General features: G+C 66.1%; 18 protein-coding genes and 1 pseudogene. 9 read left to right on the forward strand and 10 right to left on the reverse strand.

Annotated elements, in window-relative coordinates; translation table 11 throughout:
* Positions 1–9 precede the first annotated feature (9 nt).
* Complete coding sequence (locus tag CX1_RS04455; protein ID WP_046651260.1) at positions 10–477, reverse strand: hypothetical protein; 468 nt, start codon at positions 475–477, stop codon at positions 10–12.
* 138 nt (positions 478–615) lie between these two features.
* Between CX1_RS04455 and CX1_RS04460 the strand changes: the two genes are divergently transcribed.
* The 5 genes from CX1_RS04460 (at position 616) to CX1_RS04475 (ending at position 7,065) form a co-directional block, all read left to right on the forward strand.
* Complete coding sequence (locus CX1_RS04460; protein WP_082719095.1) at positions 616–1,908, forward strand: MFS transporter; 1,293 nt, start codon at positions 616–618, stop codon at positions 1,906–1,908.
* A gap of 493 nt (positions 1,909–2,401) precedes the next feature.
* A complete protein-coding gene (locus tag CX1_RS12305) occupies positions 2,402–3,787 on the forward strand; it encodes an RNA-directed DNA polymerase (RefSeq protein WP_160298035.1) in 1,386 nt (461 codons plus the stop codon).
* Between the two features lie 502 nt (positions 3,788–4,289).
* Positions 4,290–5,276 carry an ABC transporter substrate-binding protein gene (locus CX1_RS04465; protein WP_060925328.1) on the forward strand — a complete coding sequence of 329 codons (987 nt, stop codon included), beginning with the start codon at positions 4,290–4,292 and terminating at the stop codon, positions 5,274–5,276.
* Positions 5,273–6,274 carry an ABC transporter permease gene (locus tag CX1_RS04470; protein WP_046651261.1) on the forward strand — a complete coding sequence of 334 codons (1,002 nt, stop codon included), beginning with the start codon at positions 5,273–5,275 and terminating at the stop codon, positions 6,272–6,274. Before CX1_RS04465 ends, CX1_RS04470 begins: the two co-directional genes overlap by 4 nt.
* The gene (locus tag CX1_RS04475) at positions 6,274–7,065 is read left to right on the forward strand and encodes an ABC transporter ATP-binding protein (RefSeq protein WP_046651262.1); all 792 of its coding nucleotides are present in this window, start codon (positions 6,274–6,276) and stop codon (positions 7,063–7,065) included. The genes CX1_RS04470 and CX1_RS04475 overlap by 1 nt, the downstream gene beginning before the upstream one ends.
* 54 nt (positions 7,066–7,119) lie before the next feature.
* Here the strand turns inward: CX1_RS04475 and CX1_RS04480 are convergent, their stop codons facing one another.
* From CX1_RS04480 to CX1_RS04490, 3 genes are read right to left on the reverse strand one after another with little or no spacing between them, the layout of a single operon-like run.
* Entirely contained in the window at positions 7,120–7,824 is a 705-nt protein-coding gene (locus CX1_RS04480) for a hypothetical protein (protein WP_046651263.1), read from the reverse strand.
* A gap of 27 nt (positions 7,825–7,851) precedes the next feature.
* A complete protein-coding gene (locus CX1_RS04485; RefSeq protein WP_046651264.1) occupies positions 7,852–9,345 on the reverse strand; it encodes a molybdopterin-dependent oxidoreductase in 1,494 nt (497 codons plus the stop codon).
* A gap of 33 nt (positions 9,346–9,378) precedes the next feature.
* Positions 9,379–9,876: a hypothetical protein gene (locus CX1_RS04490; protein WP_046651265.1), complete on the reverse strand. Its 498-nt coding sequence runs from the start codon at positions 9,874–9,876 to the stop codon at positions 9,379–9,381.
* Between the two features lie 465 nt (positions 9,877–10,341).
* Between CX1_RS04490 and CX1_RS04495 the strand changes: the two genes are divergently transcribed.
* From CX1_RS04495 to CX1_RS04505, 3 genes are all read left to right on the forward strand, one after another.
* Complete coding sequence (locus CX1_RS04495) at positions 10,342–10,611, forward strand: CBU_0592 family membrane protein (RefSeq protein WP_046651266.1); 270 nt, start codon at positions 10,342–10,344, stop codon at positions 10,609–10,611.
* Positions 10,612–10,702: 91 nt separating this feature from the next.
* Positions 10,703–10,984, forward strand: a complete 282-nt coding sequence (locus CX1_RS04500; RefSeq protein WP_046651267.1) for a CBU_0592 family membrane protein — start codon at positions 10,703–10,705, stop codon at positions 10,982–10,984.
* Between the two features lie 131 nt (positions 10,985–11,115).
* Positions 11,116–11,721 carry a TetR/AcrR family transcriptional regulator gene (locus CX1_RS04505; RefSeq protein ID WP_046651285.1) on the forward strand — a complete coding sequence of 202 codons (606 nt, stop codon included), beginning with the start codon at positions 11,116–11,118 and terminating at the stop codon, positions 11,719–11,721.
* Here CX1_RS04505 and CX1_RS04510 read toward each other — a convergent pair.
* The gene (locus CX1_RS04510) at positions 11,718–12,686 is read right to left on the reverse strand and encodes an RluA family pseudouridine synthase (protein ID WP_244465545.1); all 969 of its coding nucleotides are present in this window, start codon (positions 12,684–12,686) and stop codon (positions 11,718–11,720) included. The two genes, CX1_RS04505 and CX1_RS04510, sit on opposite strands and share 4 nt — an antisense overlap.
* 173 nt (positions 12,687–12,859) lie before the next feature.
* Here CX1_RS04510 and CX1_RS04515 point away from each other — a divergent pair, with 173 nt between their 5' ends.
* Positions 12,860–14,155 carry an O-acetylhomoserine aminocarboxypropyltransferase/cysteine synthase family protein gene (locus tag CX1_RS04515; RefSeq protein ID WP_211255278.1) on the forward strand — a complete coding sequence of 432 codons (1,296 nt, stop codon included), beginning with the start codon at positions 12,860–12,862 and terminating at the stop codon, positions 14,153–14,155.
* Positions 14,156–14,242: 87 nt separating this feature from the next.
* Here the strand turns inward: CX1_RS04515 and CX1_RS04520 are convergent.
* The 5 genes and pseudogenes from CX1_RS04520 to CX1_RS04540 all read right to left on the reverse strand — a co-directional run.
* Positions 14,243–14,614: pseudogene (locus tag CX1_RS04520) on the reverse strand (DinB family protein); the annotation flags it as partial.
* Positions 14,615–14,700: 86 nt separating this feature from the next.
* The gene (locus CX1_RS04525) at positions 14,701–16,194 is read right to left on the reverse strand and encodes a GntP family permease (RefSeq protein ID WP_060925329.1); all 1,494 of its coding nucleotides are present in this window, start codon (positions 16,192–16,194) and stop codon (positions 14,701–14,703) included.
* 2 nt (positions 16,195–16,196) lie between these two features.
* On the reverse strand, positions 16,197–17,111 hold the full coding sequence (gene mmsB / locus CX1_RS04530; protein ID WP_046651268.1) for a 3-hydroxyisobutyrate dehydrogenase: 915 nt from the start codon (positions 17,109–17,111) through the stop codon (positions 16,197–16,199).
* A gap of 9 nt (positions 17,112–17,120) precedes the next feature.
* The gene (locus CX1_RS04535) at positions 17,121–18,641 is read right to left on the reverse strand and encodes a CoA-acylating methylmalonate-semialdehyde dehydrogenase (RefSeq protein WP_060925330.1); all 1,521 of its coding nucleotides are present in this window, start codon (positions 18,639–18,641) and stop codon (positions 17,121–17,123) included.
* Between the two features lie 215 nt (positions 18,642–18,856).
* Positions 18,857–19,429 carry a TetR/AcrR family transcriptional regulator gene (locus CX1_RS04540; protein WP_046651289.1) on the reverse strand — a complete coding sequence of 191 codons (573 nt, stop codon included), beginning with the start codon at positions 19,427–19,429 and terminating at the stop codon, positions 18,857–18,859.
* Between the last annotated feature and the right edge of the window lie 62 nt (positions 19,430–19,491).

The raw sequence follows: 19,491 nt of genomic DNA on the forward strand, positions 1-19,491 counted from the left end.
CCCCACCCCTCACTCGCGCTCGATTGCCCAGAGTTTCTTCCAGCCGCCGAACTTGGTGAAAATCGTCCGGTTGGCGTCCTCCTCGTCGAGGGCGGCGAATACCTCCTCCTTCATCTCTTCCCACTCCTCGGCGGTGTAGACCTTTTCGTAGTTCAGGATCGCCTCCTCCGCGCCCTCCGGCACCCGCCCCCGCCCGAGCACCACCAGCCCCACGGCCGCCATGTGCCGGCACCATATGGATGCGACCCCGACCGCGTCGCAGTCGCACATGGAGCCGCCGGGGAAATGCTCGCCGTCATATGACACCGTGGTGCCGTCGACGACCGCCTTGTACAGCCCTGGGTAGATGGCCCAAAACTTCACCTGATCGGCCATGCGCAGGCCGTCGAGCATCTCGTCGCGATCGATGTGTTCGGCCAGTTCCTCCACCGTGTCCACGGGCTGCCACTCGAAGTCCCCGCTCAACGAATCGTCCATCCCCCAAGGATGGCACGGCTTTCTGCTTGACGACGTTCCCGTCGCAAAGCAGACCACCCGCACCCGAAAAGGGACGGCCCGGAAGCGAGCCGACACCGCAAAGTTGACACCCCACCAACCCCGTCGCTTAATGGGCCAATGCCCGCCACCCCTCCGACCCCGCCGAGCTCTCCGCATTCTGAGGGCCCGTCTCGCCGCGCGCCCCGCGCACCCCGCACGCTCGCGGCCGCCGCGCTGTTTGCCGCGGTCATCGCCATCGGCATCAACCTGCGCGCGGGCATCTCGTCGGTCGGCCCGGTGCTCGAGGAGACGCTCGCGGCGTTCGGGGCGGGCGCGCAGTACGCGGGCCTGATCACGGCGATGCCCGGTTTCCTGTTTGCGCTGCTGGGGCTGGTGGCGGTGCCCGTCGCGAAGCAACTCGGTCTGACCCGCACGATCACCCTCGGCGCGGTGCTGAGCCTCATCGGCCTGGCGGTGCGCCCGTGGGTCGGCGCGATGTGGGTGTTCGCCGTGCTCACGGGGCTGGTCGTCGCGGGCATCGCGGTGGCCAACGTGCTGCTGCCGGCATGGATCAAGCGGCACGGCGGCCGGCACATGGTCGCGTTGATGACGGCCTACGGCGCCCTGCTCGGCCTGTCCGGCGCGATCGGCCCGCTGAGCGCCCTGTTCTTCCGCGGCGATTCCGCCTGGCAGTGGGCCCTGGCCGTGTGGGCGGTGCCGGCGGCCGTGCAGGTCGTCGTGTGGATGGTGGTCGTGGCCCGGTTCGGCGACGACCGTCCCCGCCCCGACCCGGCCACCTCACCGGATTCCGGCGCCGGGGCGTCGGAGTCGGCCCCGATGTGGCGTTCCTCGACGGCGCGGTTCCTCCTCGTCTTCTTCGGTCTGCAGTCCATGAACGCGTACATCCAGATGGGCTGGCTCCCGCAGATCTACCGCGATTCGGGTGCGTCGGCGACGACGGGCACGCTCGCGTTGGCACTGGTCGGCGGCCTCAACGTCCTCGGCGGGCTGGTCATGCCGTCGCTCATCGCCCGCGCGCGTTCACTGACGCCGTACGTCGTCGTGTTCGCGGCGGCCACCGCGGTCGGGTACCTCGGGCTTTTGCTTGCCGACGGCTACGTCCCCCTCCTCTGGTCCTTCTTCCTCGGACTCGGCGGCTTCTGCTTCCCGACGGCCATCGCCCTCATCCCCGCGCGCAGTCGCTCGCACGTGGTGACGGCGAAACTGTCCGGATTCGTCCAGCCCTATGGGTACCTCGTGGCCGGCGCTGGCCCAGTTGCGGTCGGTGCCTTCTACGGGGCGACGGGGGAGTGGCGGGCGATTCTCATCGCGTTGGTCGTCGCCGCTGTCTTGATGGGCGTCATCGGCGTCCGGGCTTCGGCGGCCACGACCATCGACGACGAGCTCGCCGCCGCAGCTTCCGCAACCTAGAGGGCTCTTTGTGTCCCTGATTCCATATCCCGGGCTAACCCACGCCCAAAGCGCTCCACCTGTCTCAAAGCTAGGGACACCAGCAATAGCAGCGGGCGGTGCAGGACGGGAACGGATGCGCCAAAGAACCCCTCTCCAAAAAGCATATGAAACAAGCAATTGGTGAATCATTCCTAAAATGCTTGAAGGCGAAACTTCGATGATGTAGCGTTGGCAACGGAAAATAGCCCATCACGAAAGAGATAAAATGGTTAGTGAACAGCAGTTTAAAGACGCCGCATATAGACTGCAGTGGTTGAACAATGTGCGCGACGTGCCTGCACTACCCCGGATAATTCGAACAGATTCTTTTTCCGATTCCCTCGCCCAGGCATTGATAACGTCGACGCAGCCCTGTGCAGCGCCTGGCGGCAATAAGCCTTTCAATAAGCAAATAAGTAAGCTTGCCCCTTGTGTATATGGCTCCGTGCGGTATGATGGGAAAATACGTCACATGGAGTTTCCTCATCCAGCAGGGTACAGTTGGTTGGTCGAGGGGCTTTGCGATAATTGGAATTCCCTGTTCCCTCGGATAAACAATCCCCATTCCATGTTATCTCCGCGAGCTCGGCAGACGGACGGTCGCATTGTCATATTTGACGAGAGCTACAATCAAATTACGAACCCGTTCGGGCGGCCTTCTGGCGCGGTTAAGTCGACTGGCATTGGTAATCCTACGGGCTTCACTAAAGGAAAGCCTTCGGAAAAGTTTGTTAATGGAAAGATTGTCAATCTGGACATTTCCAACTTTTTTCCTAGTATTTATTCTCATGCGCTCGAATGGGCGATAGAGAAGAAGCGGGGTGCCGCCTCCTCTTCTGTCGGCGCCAAGATTGATCGAGCTTTTCAAACTAGCAGGAATAGTCGCACCGATGGGATATCGATTGGGCCTGTCACTTCAAATGTGGCCGCCGAGCTAATCCTGGAGCCTGTCGACGAATTGCTAAATAAGAAGCAGTTGGCTGGGGAGCTGTTGTATGCGAGGGCAATCGACGATATCACAATGTTGGTATCGAAAGAAGTAGATATTGAATCTCTGATTGCGGAAATTGCGGCAACGCTTCGTCGGTATTCGCTGGATCTGAATCACTCCAAGGAAGAGATACTCGACTTTCATCAGTACTCCGGTTCAGGAATACAGGTGATTGTGGGTCGGTTCCTTGGAACTGGCCAGTTTTACGCGGGGAGTTCGGGTATTCCGGCGTTCTTCGCTGACCTCCTGGCACTCGAGCGCGACTATCCTGGACTTTCCGTGGCAAAGTATGCCTGGAAGATGCGCCTCCGGATGTGTTCGACGCCTGATGAGGTTGAAGAATTTCTTTGCCGATCGCTTAATTCGGCCTTTAGGTGGCCGCACCTCATTCCGTCAATTGTTGACAGTATGTGTCAGCGTAACATGGTTTCGGCTTCGGCGCTCAGCTTTTACGATGACATCATTTATTCCTTGGCGTACCGGGAGTTGAAGAGGGGCAGTACCGAAACTTCTTGTTGGATGCTGTATCTTATTCAGTATTTCCAACTTGATCTTTGGAGGCTTCTCGGAAAATTTGGCCTGGAAAGACCCAATCCTCAGCTCGATGTTCATGCAATTGAAGAATGGTTGACTCCGCTGGTGGCGGTTATGCTTTGGTCGTTCGGCGATCAAGATCTTCGCTCGGCAATTGCGAAAGAATACTCTGGTGTTGTTCGTTTCACGGATGGGAGAATGGAGGACTGGTCGAATTGCTGGCCAATTCGCTACGAAATGTTTAGGTCTGGGGACCTTTCCTCCTCAAAGCTTGAGGTGCTGGAGCGGGAGGCGTTTGAATTGATGACTTCGCACAGATTTAGACTATTGTGAATGGCGGTCGGCCTCTTTAATTATTGCGTTTAGATATTTTTCGCAAGAGTGGTGTGTTTGATTGGCCGTCCCGGCAGCTATTGCTAGTTCTTCGAGTTCGGTTGTATATGGATTGACCAATTTAAACTGAATTAAGGCGGGCTCAGTTTTGAAGTGCTCTCACTGCATGGTTTATTGCATGGTTGGCGAAATGGATTGGTGTGCCAGCTTTCAGCGTCTGTTAGGTAAGATCCTTGTCCGGTGAGGCGGGACATTGCCAAGCGAATAGTCGTTAGCGACTCGAGGCTGCAAATCCGCCCGGAGGGCGACGCGGATCCGCACGGCAGGCAGGAGAGCGCCGCGGAGCCGCAGAAGCGCCCTCCACCCCCGAATCCCACAAACCGCAGCGTTCGGGTGCCCCCGCGCGGAACGAAATCGGCGCGGAAACGGCGTGAGCCTTCTCCGGTCACCCCCGTACGGATAAGTTCTTAGTGTCCCTTCCGGAACAACAGGAGGCTCTCCCATGTTCACGTCCCGCAAGACCAAGATCGCCGCGATCTTCACCGCCGGCGCCCTCGCCCTGGCCGGCTGCTCGTCCGACGACGGCAACGGCGGCAACGGCGCCTCCGGCGACGACACCTACAAGATCGGCATCAACCAGCTGGTCCAGCACCCGGCGCTCGACTCCGCCACCGCGGGCTTCAAGGAAGCGTTCGAGGAAGCCGGCGTGGACGTGGAGTTCGACGAGCAGAACGCCAACGGCGAGCAGTCCACCGCGCTGACCATCGCGCAGCAGTTCGCGTCGGCCGACCTGGACCTGGTGCTGTCCGTCGCGACCCCCGCGGCGCAGGCCACGGCGCAGAACATCCAGGACACCCCCGTCCTGTTCACGGCCGTCACCGACCCGGTGTCCGCCGACCTCATCGACTCGATGGAGAAGCCGGGCGCCAACGTCACCGGCACCTCCGACGTCGCGCCCGTCGACCAGCAGCTCGACCTGCTCAAGGAGCTCGTGCCGGACGCGAAGAAGGTCGGCATCGTCTACGCCTCCGGCGAGGTCAACTCGCAGGTCCAGGTCGACGCCGCAAAGGAGGCCGCGGAGTCGCGCGACCTGGAGATCGAGACCCAGACCGTCACCAACGTCACCGAAATCCCGCAGGCCGTCCAGGCCCTCGGCGACGTCGACGCGTTCTACGTGCCCACCGACAACCTGGTCGTATCCGGCATCGCCTCGCTGGTCCAGGCCGCCGAGAGCTCCAAGACCCCGGTCATCGGCGCCGAGGCCGGCACCGTCGAGGGCGGCGCCGTGGCCACCCTGGGCATCGACTACACCGAACTGGGCCGCCAGACCGGCGAGATGGCCCTGCGCATCCTCCGCGACGGCGAGGACCCGGCCACCACGGCCGTCGAGACCGCCAAGGAGTTCACCTACATGGTCAACGAGGACGCCGCCAAGCGCCAGGGCGTGACCATCCCCGAGGCCATCCTGAGCGAGGCCGAAACCGTATGATCCCCGCCGTCGAGTTCGGCCTCATCTACGGAGTGATGGCGCTGGGCGTGTTTCTCACGTTCCGCATCCTCAACTTCGCGGACCTGACGGTCGACGGTTCCTTCACCACCGGCGGCGCCACCGCGGCCGTCGCCATCCTGGCCGGGTGGAATCCCTTCCTGGCCATTCTCGCCGGCTTTGCGACGGGTTTCGCCGCGGGATTGATCACCGGTTTGCTCCACACCAAGGGCAACATCGATGGGCTGCTCGCGGGCATCTTGACGCAGATCGGCCTGTGGTCCGTGAATCTGCGGATCATGGGATCGTCGAACGTGCCGCTGCTGCGCGAGGACACCATCTTCACCCCGCTGCGCGACGCCGGGCTGATGGGGTCGTGGGCGTCGGTGGGCATCTTCGCCGCCGTCGTCGCGGTGATCACCGCGGCGATCGTGTGGTTCCTCAACACCGACTTCGGCCTGGCGGTGCGCGCCACCGGCGACAACGGGCCGATGATCCGCTCCCTCGGCGTGTCCACCGACCGCACCAAGCTGATCACCCTGGCGCTGTCCAACGGCCTGGTCGGCGCGGCCGGCGCGGTATTCGCGCAGTACCAGGGTTTCGCCGACAACTCGATGGGCGTCGGCCTGATCCTCATCGGCCTGGCATCGGTGATCATGGGCCAGGCGATCCTGGGCCAGCGTTTCCTGTGGCTGTCCGTCGCGGCGGTCGTCGTCGGCGCGGTGCTCTACCGCTTGATCATCTTCGCCGCCCTGGAGGTCGGGCTGAACCCGAACGACATGAAGTTCATCACCGCCGCGCTGGTGGTCATCGCGCTGCTGGTGCCCCAGTGGCGCTCGGCCATCGGCGGCGCCATCGCCGGCTCGCGCGCCAACCGCGGCCGCACCAGTGATGGCGCCGGGGCCGGGGCGAGTGGTGCCGTCACGCCGAACACCGCGGCGGTCACCGGCGCCGGCGATGCGGCTGCCGTCACCGCGACCGACGGGAAGGTGAACGCGTGATGCTGACCATCCGAAACGTCTCCAAGACGTTCTTCCCCAACACCGCCAACGAGCGCAAGGCCCTCGTCGACGTCTCCCTGGATCTGGCGGAGGGCGACTTCGTCACCGTCATCGGCTCCAACGGTGCCGGCAAGTCCACGCTGCTCAACGCGGTGTCCGGCCGCATGTCCATCGACTCCGGCGACATCGGCATCGACGGGATCTCCGTGGGCAAGATGCCCGACCACAAGCGCGCCAAGTACATCGGGCGGGTCTTTCAGGATCCGCTCGCCGGGACGTCGCCAAGCCTGACCATCGAGGAGAATCTCTCCTTGGCCTACCTCCGCGGCAAGCGCCGCGGCCTGGGCCTGGGTCTGTCGAAGGCGCGGCGCGAGGTCTTCGTCGAGCAGCTTCGCTCCCTGGAGCTGGGCCTTGAGGACCGCCTGACCGCCAAGGTCGGGCTGCTCTCCGGCGGCCAGCGCCAGGCGTTGTCACTGCTCATGGCCGGATTCACGCAGCCGAAGATCATGCTTCTCGACGAACACACCGCCGCCCTGGACCCCCAGCGCGCCGGATTGGTCACCGAGTTGACGCACAAGATCGTCGAGGACGGCGGCCTGACCACGCTGATGGTCACCCACAACATGGAGCAGGCGATCCGCCTGGGCAACCGGCTGATCATGATGCACGAGGGCCGCATCGTCTACGAGGCCTCCGCCGAGACGAAGGCGCAGCTGACCGTGCAGGACCTGCTGCAGGAGTTCGTGAAGATCAAGGGCGCGACCCTGTCCGACAAGGCCTTCCTGGGGTAGCGGGCCCGGGCGGGCCCGCGTGGGACCCGAGAGCGGGGCCCGCGCGGGACGGCGCTACCCGTCGACCTTCGGCGTCGTCTTCAGCGTCTCGAAGGTCGGCAGGCCGAGGCCCACCAGCACGTCGGACACGGCGTTGACGGTCGACTCGAACTTCCCCAGCCGCTCCGCCTGCTCCGGCGACAGCTTCCCGGCCCGCTCGAAATGCTTCAACCGCGGGTACCGGCCGGCGAGCAGGGTGCCCCAGTAGATCTTCAGGTCGAGGATCTCCTGGTCGCCCGGCACGGGGTCGCCGTTGCGGAAGGCGATGATGTCGCCGAGCTGGGCTTCGAGCATCGCCAGATCCATGTCGCCGCCGGGCAACCCGGCGTCGGAGTCGTACGTCCCGATGCCGTGGCGCATTGCCGCCCCGGCCTCACCGCCGGCCTCGTACATCCGGTGCAGGGTCATCGACTCGGCGGCGAGCACGGGCTCGTTGACCGGCAGCCGCTTCGCATTTTCCTCGCCGAGCAGCTGGCCGCGGCTCATGCGGATGAACGTGTTGCGGCCCTCGAACCCCGGCCGGGTGCACTTCAGGCCGACGCCGAACGCCTCGAGGTCCTCCGCCTGGAACATGTAGCCCAGGTAGCGGGCGCGGCGGTTGATCTCGAAATCGTCGGCCGTCGCCCCGGGCAGGTGGAAATCGACCTCCCGGAGGTACCGGCGGACGCGGTCGACGTGGGCGTCGTCAAGCAAAATGTCCTGGTAGAGCGCGCGTGACATTGGTGTTCTCCTTCTCGTCCGCGGTGCCTACAGCGTCTGCAGGCGGTCGTAGCTGGAGGTGTCCTCGAAGAAGCCGCCCTTGCCCTCGCCGATGATGTCGAAGCGGTTGACCACCTCGATGCGGTCGAGCCACTTCGCCGAACGGAAGCCGGTCGACGTCTCCAGGCGCAGGCGCATGGGGGCGCCGTTCTTGATGGGCAGCTCGTCGCCGTCGTAGCCGATCGCGATGAGCGACTGGTCCTGCATCGCCTCCTCCATCGGCGCGGACTCGTAGTAGTACGAACCTTCGTACAGGTCGTCGTCGCGGGTCATGTTCTGGAAGCTGTGCACCACCACGTCGGTGGCGCCGTCGAGCGGGCGGACCAGCTCCAGCAGATCGCGCAGCCGCACCCCGTCCCACTTGCCCACGGACGTGAACCCCTGGACGCAGTGGTGGACCGTGTTCTGGGAGTGCCCGGCGGCGATGTCGCGCAGGTCGGCCAGGGTCAGGCGCATCGGCTTTTCGACGAGCCCGCCGATCTCCAGCACATAGTCGTCGTCGTAGTCGTTGCACACCAGCGCCATGTACGCCTCGGTGGCCGGGGGCATGCCCGACGCGCGGTGGTGCGGCGCCTTGGTGACCTCCGCGTCCCGGTACGTGGTGGTCTTCGCCGGCAGCTTGCGCAGCGCCCGGGTCAGCGGGCGGACGACGACGTTGTGCAGGCGCTCGATGACGCGCGGGGAGTTCGTCGACGTCTTCGTCGCCCACACGTGGATGAACACCACCAGCACCAGGCCCGCGGAGAAGATCACGCCGCCGGCCAGCGGGTGCTCGGCGTGGCCGAAGACCATCTTCGACACCTCGTGGCCGTAGCCGTGGAGCACGACCATGAGCACGTGGACGACGATGAACACGATGTAGGCGATCAGGCCCCAGAAGTGCATGGTGCGGATGACCTGGCGGCCGCCCATCGCCCGCGAGATCCGCGGGAAGTGGTTGTTGATCGCCGGGGACTGGAACGCGCCGGTGATGATCATCCACCACGGCAGCACCAGGATGACGAAGCCGTAGGACAGCTGCTGCACCGCGTTGAACGGGTAGCCGTCCATCGCCGGCGGCACCTGGAACGCCAGGTAGGTCAGCATGTCGCGGCCGGCCTGGGCGAAGGTGTCCCAGCCGTCGGGGATGTAGCGCTGCCACTGGCCGGTGACGGCCAGCAGCACCCAGTAGATGACCATCATGGACACCCAGCCCATGACGGAGATGAAGTGCCAGTAGCGGCCCTGCCCCAGGTCACCGTGGCCGGGCAGGGACACGATGGGGGAGTAGTCGTCGTACTCGCCGGCGACGGGGAAGTACTTGCGCTTGCGCTTCTGCTTGATGGTGAACTGCGCCCACTGGCCGCCCAGCGGCGTGTGGATGGAGCGGTGCAGCTTGGGGAACGTGCCCAGGATCTCGATGCCGCTTCGGATGAACAACGTGATGAAGATGATGTTCACGAAGTGCTCGATGCGCAGCCAGACGGGGAATTCGGTGAGCATGATGTGTGTCCTTCCGTGCTTTCCGGCTCGCGCCTAGTCTTCGAAGCCCTGGTCGTCGGGGTACACGGCGAGGATCCCGTAGCCCGCGGCCCACCGGATGACCAGGTAGACGACGCCGAGGAGCATCATCGAGTTCCAGGCGGCGGCGAGTTCGACGCTCGCGCCGTTCCAGACGTAGGGGGCGTCGCCGAACAGGCCGCCGACGTAGGCGAGGATCGCGGCCAGGGCCGGCACGCAGCCGAAGTCCCACGGGCGCGTCGACGGCACGAGCGCGACGACGATGAAGATCACCGCGAGCGCCACGACGAGCCACAGGGCGATGTCGCCGGCGCTGAACGGCAGGTGGCCGCTGCGGGCGACGACGGCGGCGGTGAACGCCAGCAGCGCCATCACGGCGATGATCGCTGCCCGCGTCAGGCGCGGCAGGTTGATGCGGATGTAGCGGAAGAAGGGGGCGCGCTTCCGTCCGGGCTTGACGTGCAAATTGACGTCCCGGATATCGGGGTCGACGCCGGTGGGGGCATGGGACATGGCGGGTGCTTTCTGCGATTCCCGCCGCTGCCGTCACCTCTGCATCGGCGGGCCGGGCGTTCGGGGCGCACCGGAGAACGCGCCGGGAATGCGGGGTCTGGTCCGGCCACAGGGACCGGGTGAAAGCCCGTGGCACCTGTCTCTTTGCCGGTGGGCTTCTGAGGCCGAATTTAGTTCGCGCGTGTTCGCAATACGCACCGAACGACCGTCCAACATGCTTGACGACGTCCTGGCCTGCGCGTTTGTACGCCCGTCCGGTTTTTCGGGGGCGGAACACTCGCGCATGCGGGGACCGAGGCGTTAGAACTGAATCATCGACCCGAGCGAATCGTGACCGTCACCGAACGATTCGTCAGCCGCCGGAGAAGCGCAGGGCCGGTATCCCGAATTCATCGTTCGTCGAATCGTGCGCGCCGAATCGCGTGCGCCGATTCGAATCGACCCCCACGAAAGGATGCCGCCAGCATGTCCGCAATGGTCATCTTCGGCCTCATCGCCTCCGTCGCCCTGCTGTTCGCCTTCGCGATGCTCAACCTGGGCAAGTGGACCACGGAGCACTACCCGTACCAGATCCTCAACTTCGTCGGCGCGGGATTCCTCGCCGCCTCGGCGGCCAACCCCTTCAATGCGGGCGTGTTCTGGACCGAGCTGATCTGGTCGCTCATCGGCCTGTACGGGATCGTCAAGATCGCCCGTTCGCGCCGCCGCACCGGCTCCACCCCGTCCGCGGCCTGACCGCACCCCACATCCGACGCACTGATCCCGCACTGATCCCGCACTGATCCCGCACTGAACTGATCCCGCACTGATCTGAAGGGCCACCCCAATGAACTTCTCCTATGAAATCGGCATCGCCGCCGGCGCGTGCTTCGTCATCGGTTTCGGACTGCTCAACTTCGGCGTCCTCAAGGCCGATTCCGTCATCTACCAGCTGCTCAACTTCCTCGGCGCCATCGGCTTCGTCTACACCGCGCTGTCGCCGTTCAACCCGGGCCTGTTCATCACCGAGGTCGTCTGGGCCCTGGTCGCGATCTTCGGCATCTGGAAGATCTTCTCCGGCCGCCCGAAGGATGCGCCCCGCGGCCGCCGCGACGCCGAAGTCGCCTAGCCGGCACTCCGAATCGGCTGATTCCCCAACGCATCTGACCCGCGCCGAAGCCGCCCGCACCCGGGCGGCTTCGGCGTAGGCTGCTGGTGGCCCCGGTGGGCCGTCGTCAAGCGAAAAGGTCGAGCATGCACATGAAGAAGGACGCGACAGCCGACCCCGGCGGAGCGCACGCGCCCGGCCGGCGCGAACGGATCATCGCCGCGGCACTGGACTGCCTGGTCGCCCACGGCGTCGCCGGAACGTCGATGCGCCAGGTCGCCGAGGCCGCGCAGGTGTCGCTCGGGTCGATCAGCTACTACTTCAGCGACAAGGAAGCGCTGCTCAGCGCCGCATTCCTCGACTACACCGAACGGTCCGTGCAGGAATTCCGCGACTACTACGCCGCAGCCGACTCGCTGGAGTCCGCCCGCGCCGCGACGACGCGGATGCTCACCGAATCGGCCGACTCGCGCCGCGACATCATCCTCGGCAGCGAGCTGTACTCCCTGTCGCTGCGGCGGCCGCTGCACCGGATGATCCTGGCGTCGTGGACCCAGCGGTGCCGCGACGTGATCCTCGAGCACTTCGACGCCGACACCACCTTCGTCATCGACGCCCTCTACGAGGGGATCCTCCTGCACCGCAGCATGCGCCTGGGCGAATACTCCGACGAGCGCATCGCGTTGGCAGTCGAGCGGTTGACCCCGCCCGAGGCGTACGTCGGCGGCGTCGCCGCGGAAATTCCGAACGGCCGCTAGAACCGCTCCCATTCCTCGGGCGGAGGTGCTGTGAGGCGGAGGGTGCCACCGTCGGGGAGCGGAATCTGCAGGGTGTGGGCGTGCAGCAGCATGCCGGTGATGCCGCGCCCGCGGACGTGGCCGTTGAAGGCGCGTGAGCCGTAGCGGGAATCGCCGCCGATGGGGTGGCCGGCGTCCTTGCAGTGGACGCGGATCTGGTGCTTGCGGCCAGTGAAGAGGCGGGCCTCGATCAGCGTCGCGCGGCGGCCGTGGCGTTCGACGACGCGGAAGCGGGTCTCGGCGCGCTGCCCGCCCCGGTGCTCCGGTGCGACGATGGTCGCGCGCGACGTCCGCCGCAGCGGAGCGTGGCTGACGTGCAGGTCATCGGGCCACGCACCTTCGACGAGGGCCAGGTAGGTCCGCTTGATCTCGTGCTCGCGGTCGCGGAGGATCTCCTGCAGGTGGCGCAGCATCGCCGGGGTTTTGGCGACCATCAGCAGCCCGGAGGTTTCGCGGTCGAGCCGGTGCGCGAGCTCCAGGTCGGGCACGTCGGGCCGCGCGCGCCGCAGCGCCTCGATGACGCCGGCGTCGACCCCGGTGCCGCGGTGCACCGCGAGGTTCGCGGGCTTGTCGACGACGATGAGCCCCTCATCCTCGTGCACGATCGCGTTTTTCACCGCGTCGACCAGGTGCCGGGCAACGGGCCGCGGCGATGGTCCCGCCTCGACCGTGATGGTCGGCAGCGTCAGCTCGTCGCCGCCCGCGATGCGGTGGTTCTGCTTCACCTTCGACCCGTTGACGCGGATCTTGCCCTCGCGCATCAGGCGGAACAGCAGGGTCGCGGGCACGCCCTTGAGCTGCGACCGGATGTACTTGTCCAGGCGCCGGCCGTCGTGGGCTGCCGGGACCGTGATGGTCCGCGCCGCAAATGTCGTTGAACCTGGGCCGGGACGACGTCGTCCGGAGTTGCCGCCGATTGTGCTCACCACTTCGCCTGAGACGCTGAAAATGACTCTGAGCAGGAACATCCGACCATAGTCCGTCTCCCGTCGCCCCGGCCAATCCGTCGCTGAGGATGGGGGAGCGGGCGTCGCCAAGCAAAAATGGTGATTGAATGGAATCGGCTATGCGACCTGAAACCCCTCCGAAAGGGCCCCAGATGACCGCGCACGACGAAACTCAGCTGCACGACGAGACGAAGCTCATCCACTCCGGGTACGCGCCGGGCAACAAGGACCCGCGGCAGGTGCCGATCGTCCAGTCGACGACGTACACGTTCGACTCCTCCGACGACATCGCGGCCGTGTTCGACGAGCCGACGCAGGCGCTGATCTACTCGAGGTTCGCCAACCCGACGGTGATGGCGGTGGAGGCGAAGATCGCCGACCTCGAGGGTGGCGCCGCGGCGATGGCGACGTCGTCGGGCCAGGCGGCGACGGCGCTGACCATCATGAACCTGTGCTCGGCCGGAGACAGCTTCGTCGCGTCGTCGGAGATCTACGGCGGCACGTCGAACCTGTTCTCCACGACGCTGAAGCGCTTCGGCATCGAGGTCATCTACGTCGACCAGAACGCCTCCGACGAGGAGATCGCCGCCGCGTTCAAGCCGAACACGAAGGCGCTGTTCGGCGAGATCATCGCCAACCCCGCCATGAGCGTCCTCGACGTGGAGAAGTTCGCCCGCATCGCCCACGGGGAGGGTGTGCCGCTGATCGTCGATTCGACGTTCGCCACCCCGGTGCTGTGCAAGCCGATCGAGTACGGCGCCGACATCGTCCTGCACTCGACGTCGAAGTACATGGACGGCCACGCGGTGCAGGTCGGCGGCATGATCGTCGACGCCGGCACGTTCGACTACGCCAACGGCAAGTTCCCCGGGTTCACCGAGCCCGACGAGTCCTACCACGGCGTCGTCTACACCAGGGACTACGCGGCGGCGCCGTTCGTGATCAAGGCGCGGATGCAGCTGCAGCGCGACTTCGGCGCGTACCCGTCGGCGCATTCGGCGTTCATGCTGAACCTGTCGTTGGAAAGCCTGGACGTGCGCATGCGCCGCCATTGCGAGAATGCGCAGAAGGTCGCCGAGTACCTGTTCACCCGCGACGACGTGCTGACCGACGTGCGCTACCCGGGGCTGCCGTCGTCGCCGTACAACGACCTGGCGGAGAAGTACCTGGAGGGCGCGTCGGGCGTGCTGACCATCGACGTCAAGGGCGGTCGCGAGGCCGGCGTGAAGTTCATGGACGCGCTGCAGCTCATCGCGCGGCAGGTCCACGTCGCCGACGCGCGGTCGTGCGTGCTGCACCCGGCGTCGACCACGCACCGGCAGGTCCCGGACGACCAGCTCGAGTCCGTCGGCATCACCCCGGGCCTGGTGCGCATTTCGGTGGGGCTGGAGAACGCCGACGACATCATCGCCGACATCGAGCAGGCCCTGGCGAAGGTCGCGGAGTAGGGGAGCGGCAGGTCGGTCACGGCGCCCCCTCCGCAGTTCCCGCCACCCGCGCCACCGTGACCACCGAGCCCATCGGTCACGGCGCAGTCAGTCGGCGCCCAGCGTGTCCCGGTGGGCGTAGAGGTCGCGCAGCAGGGCGATCTCCGCGCCATGATGGATGATGTCGCGGTTGATGTGCGCGATGAGCGTCCCCATCGAATGCTCGGCCCATGGACCTTCGGTGGGGCCGACGGGGAGGGAGAGGGCGGCGTCGTCAAGCGAATGGAGGGCGCCGATCCACGCGGCGTAGGCCTCGTCGAGTTGCGCCAGCGCCCCGCCGGCGGTGAGCGAGTATTCGAAGGTGCCGTAATCGACTGCGGGGCCGCCGAAGTGATTGGCCAGGCGGGCGCCGAGGCAACCGACGATGACGTGCGAAATGCGCCACGCGATGGTGGTCACCGGCGCCGGTTCTGGCGGCGGCTTTACGACGGGCCGTCGAAAAGCGGCGAGGGGGAACGAATCCACCTCGCCGCTTTCGTGATCGCCGCATGCGCGGCGACCGGGAATCACACGATGCTTAGGCCCAGAGTCAGGGGGATGAGCACGGCCAGCACGGCCAGCGGCACGACGACCGTCACCATGAAGATGTCCTTGTAGGACTGGCGGTGGGTCAGGCCGCAGACGAGCAACATGGTCAGCACCGCGCCGTTGTGCGGCAGCGAGTCGAAGCTGACCGACGCCATGGCGGTGAGACGGTGCATGAGCTCCATGTCGATGCCGCCGGCGGCCGCCATCTGCTGCAGGTCCTCGCCGAACGTCGACAGCGTGATGCTCAGGCCGCCCGACGACGAGCCGGTGATGCCGGAGATCACGCCGGTGGACAGGATCGACACGACCAGCGCGTTGTCGCTGACCGAGAAGATGCCGTCGCGCAGCACCGCGAACACGGCCAGGGACGCGATCACGGCGCCGTAGCCGACCTCGGAGGCCGTGGTGAAGGCGGGGAGGATCGCCGTTTTGGCGCCGTCGGACAGCCCGTGGGCGTAGTCCGAGGCCTTGCGCGGGTTGAGCGCGAAGATCAGCAGGATCGCGGTGACCAGGGCGACGGTGACGGACCAGACGCCGATGACGGAGCTGAGCTCCACGCCGCCGAACTTCTCCTCGGCGAGGTAGTCGAAATTCATCATGTCGGCGAAGACGTAAGTGAACAGGTAGTTCATCACGATGACCACGAGAATCGGCAGGAAGCCGATCAAGCCGCGGACCGTGGGATTCTGGATCCGGTCGCGTTCGTGGGTCAGCACCGGCGACGTCTCCCCGTGGCCCATCGCATCGGGGTCGACGCCGATGGACTCGGCCTCGGACGTGCTGCCGTGGCCCTCCGCCTCGTGGAAGTCGTGCTTCGGATCCGGCTTCGGCTCGAAGATCTCACCGGCGGCCTTCAGACGGCGCACCCGGTACTCCAGCCACAGCATGCCCAACGTGAACGTCAGGGCCGCGCCGATGAGACCGGCGATCGGGGCGGCGTACGTCGTGGTGCCGAAGTACTTCGTGGGGATGGCGTTGTGCACCTGCGGGCTGCCCGGCAGCGCCGCCAGTGCGAAGGTGATGGTGCCCAGCGCCAGCGCGCCGGGCATCAGGCGCTTGGGGATCTCCGCTTCCTTGAACAGCGCGACCGCGATCGGAACGATGGTGAACGCCACGACCCAGGCGGAGACGCCGCCGTAGGTCAGCAGCGCTGTGGCCAGCACCGTCGACAGCAGCGCCCGCTTCGGTCCCAGCAGCTTCGAAATGCCCCCGGCCAGGTCCTGCGCCAGACCACTGATGGTCATCAGGTGGCCGAAGATCGCGCCGGCGATGAACAGCGGGAAGAAGCTGACGATGAACCCGCCGAGCGCCGGCATGAAGATCTGCGTGTACGTGGCCAGCAGGGGAGCGCCGGAGAGCACGGCGGCCAGCAAAGCGGCCAGCGGCGCGACGACGACCACGGAATGGCCGCGGTACGCGAAGAAGATGAGGAACGCGAGCGACAGGAAAATGCCGATCAGGGCAATGGCCATGGTCAGTCCCCTTCGCGCAGGGTGTTGATGATCGCGGAGAAGTCGAGGTGCGCGTTGCCGTCGTCGGCGAACTCGCGGAACTTCTCGGCGGCGGTGCGGCCGAGCGGGGCGGAGGCGCCGGTGGCGTCGAGTGCGCCCATGGCCAGGCCGAGGTCCTTGACCATCAGCGCGGTGGCGAAGCCGGGCGTGAACCCGTTGTTCGCCGGCGACGTCGGCACGGGACCCGCGACCGGGCAGTTGACGGTCAATGCCCAGCACGCGCCCGTCGAGTTCGACACCACGGAGTGGAACGACTCGGCGGACAGCCCCAGCTTCTCGCCGAGGACCATGGCCTCGCCGATCGCCAACTGCTGGATCGCCAGCACCATGTTGTTGCAGACCTTCGCGGCTTGCCCGGCGCCGACGGCACCGCAGTGGGTGGTGGCGCGGCCCATGACGTCGAAAAGCGGATTCGCCCGGGCCACGTCCGGCTCGTCGCCGCCGACCATGAAGGCCAGCGTGCCGGCTGCGGCGCCCGTGACTCCACCGGACACCGGCGCGTCGATGAACGCGGAGCCTGCGGCGGCGATCTTGTCGCGCACCGAGGTGGCGTCGTCGACGGCGATGGTCGAGCAGTCCACGAACAGGGAACCCTGCTTGGCGACGGCCAGCGCCTCGGTGACCACCGAGTCCACGAGGGCCCCGTTGGGGAGCATGGAGATGATGATTTCGGCGCCGTCGACCGCGCCGGCGACGGAGTCGACGATATCGATCCCGGCTTCGCGGGCCTTCGCCTGGGCTTCCGCCCCGACGTCGAACCCGCGGACGGCGTATCCGGCGGCGGCGAGGTTGGCGGCCATCGGCCCACCCATGTTGCCGAGTCCGATGAAGGCGACGGTGGTGGCCGAGTTCGGGGTGGTGTTGGAGGTGTCGGTCATCGTCGGCTCCTAGTCCATGATCGGCATCGAGAAGTCGGCGCCGGTGGCGACGCCGTCGGGCCAGCGCTGCGTGACCGTCTTGGTGCGCGTGTAGAAGCGGAACGAATCCGGGCCGTGCTGATTCAGGTCGCCGAATCCGGAGGCCTTCCAGCCGCCGAACGTGTGGTACGCGATCGGCACCGGGATCGGCACGTTGACGCCGATCATGCCGACGCGGATGCGGTCGGCGAACTCGCGGGCCGCGCGGCCGTTGCGGGTGAAGATGGCCACGCCGTTGCCGTAGACGTGCTCGTCGGGCAGGCGGAACGCCTCCTCGAAGTCGTTCGCCCGGACGATGCACAGCACCGGGCCGAAGATCTCCTCGGTGTAGATGGACATGTCGGTGGTGACGTTGTCGAACAGCGTCGGCTGGATGAAGTAGCCGTCGGCCAGCGACTCGCCGTCGAACTCGGCGTCGTTGGCGCCCCTGCCGCGGCCGTCGACGACCAGCTCGGCGCCGGCGGCCTCGCCCTCGTCGATGAGCCGGGAAATGCGGTCCAGCGCGGGCTTCGCCACGACCGGGCCGTAGGACGCCTCCGGGTCGAGGCTGTGGCCGACCTTCAGGTCCGGGATGCGCTCCTCGAGCTTGGCACGCAGGGCGTCGGCGGTTTCCTTGCCCACGGGCACGGCCACCGAGATGGCCATGCACCGCTCGCCGGCGGAGCCGTAGGCGGCGCCGACGAGGGCGTCGACCGCGCTGTCGAGGTCGGCGTCCGGGAGGATGATCATGTGGTTCTTCGCGCCGCCGAAGCACTGGGCGCGCTTGCCGGTGGCAGCGCACCGCTCGTAGATGTACTTGGCGATCGGCGTCGAGCCGACGAAGCCGACCGCCTGGATGACCTCGGAGTCGAGGATCGCGTCGACGGACTCCTTGTCGCCGTGGACGACGTTGAACACACCGGCCGGGCCGCCGGCCTCGATGAACAGCTCCGCCAGGCGCACCGGCACGGAGGGGTCGCGCTCGGAGGGCTTGAGCACGAAGGCGTTGCCCGCGGCCAGCGCCGGGCCGGCCTTCCACAGCGGGATCATCGCCGGGAAGTTGAACGGGGTGATGCCGGCGACGACGCCGAGCGGCTGGCGCATGGAGTACACGTCGATGCCGGTGCCGACGGAGTTGGAGAACTCGCCCTTGAGGAAGTGCGGCGCGCCGACCGAGAACTCCAGGACATCGGTGCCGCGGGCGATGTCGCCCTTGGCGTCCTCGAAGGTCTTGCCGTGCTCCAGCGACAGCGTGCGGGCCAGCTCGTCGATGTTGTCGTTGATCAGCGAGATCCACTTCATGATGATGCGGATGCGCTTCTGCGGGTTCGTCTTCGCCCAGCCGACCTGCGCCTGCTCGGCGTTGGCGATGACCTCGTCGACCTCGGCGGCGGAGGCCAGCTCGACGCGGGCCTGCTCCTTGCCGGTCGAGGGGTTCATGACGGGGGCGGTGCGGCCACCGTTGCCGGGGCGGGCGGCGCCGTCAACGAAATGCGTGATCGTGCGGGTCATTTCAGCTCCTGAGCTAGTCGTCTGGGGTCTGCGCGGGAGTTTTCATTCGAAACATTCCCGCGAATCTGCCCAGACGCTAACGGAGACCTGCGTCACACTGGAAAAGGATTGTGATCGCGAACGCCGAACACCCCAGCGGAAACGGTGTTGCGGCCCGTTGCCGTGGGGCTTCGTCGTAAAGCGGTGATCGATGAACACCCCCGACCGCGGACCTGCTACTCCCGACCGTCGACGATGCCCTGGATGATCGCCGCGTAGTGGTCGATGAGCTCGGTGCGATCGAAGGCGGCGAAGTCGATGTCGCCGACGCGGCGCATGAACGACAACCCGGCGAGCACCGCCATCGCCGACTGTGCGCGCAGCTCGGGGGAGGGGTGCGCGTGCGGGGCCTCGTTCGCGATCCGCCGCGCGAGCACCTGCAGCAGATCCTCCTTGATGCGCCGGCCGATCGCGCCAAGGGACTCCTCGCCGCCATCGGTGATCGTGAGGATCCGGATCGTCGAATACGGCGCATTGTCCGGTGCGGAGATCGTCTCCAACACCGACGTCATGCCCAGCTGATCGAAGGGGCCCGTGAACAGCGCCGACGCGCTGTCGGTGAAGTCGACCGTGCGCTCGAAGAGCTGCTCCTTGCTGAGGAAATGCTTGAGAATCAGCGCCGAACTGACGCTGGCCGCCGCGGCGATGTCCTTCAGCGACACCTGTGCGAAGGACCGCTGGCTGAACAGCTCCCGCGAGCACGTCAAAATGCGCGTGCGGGTGTCGGGCTGCGGCGCATCGTTGTGCATGGGCATGAGATTACAAGTGGAGCCGGGTGGAACCCGCATTCCTGCCGAGGGGCGGACTTCAA

This window comes from Corynebacterium xerosis NBRC 16721 = ATCC 373 (genome assembly GCF_001552415.1).
Classification (GTDB): domain Bacteria; phylum Actinomycetota; class Actinomycetes; order Mycobacteriales; family Mycobacteriaceae; genus Corynebacterium; species Corynebacterium xerosis.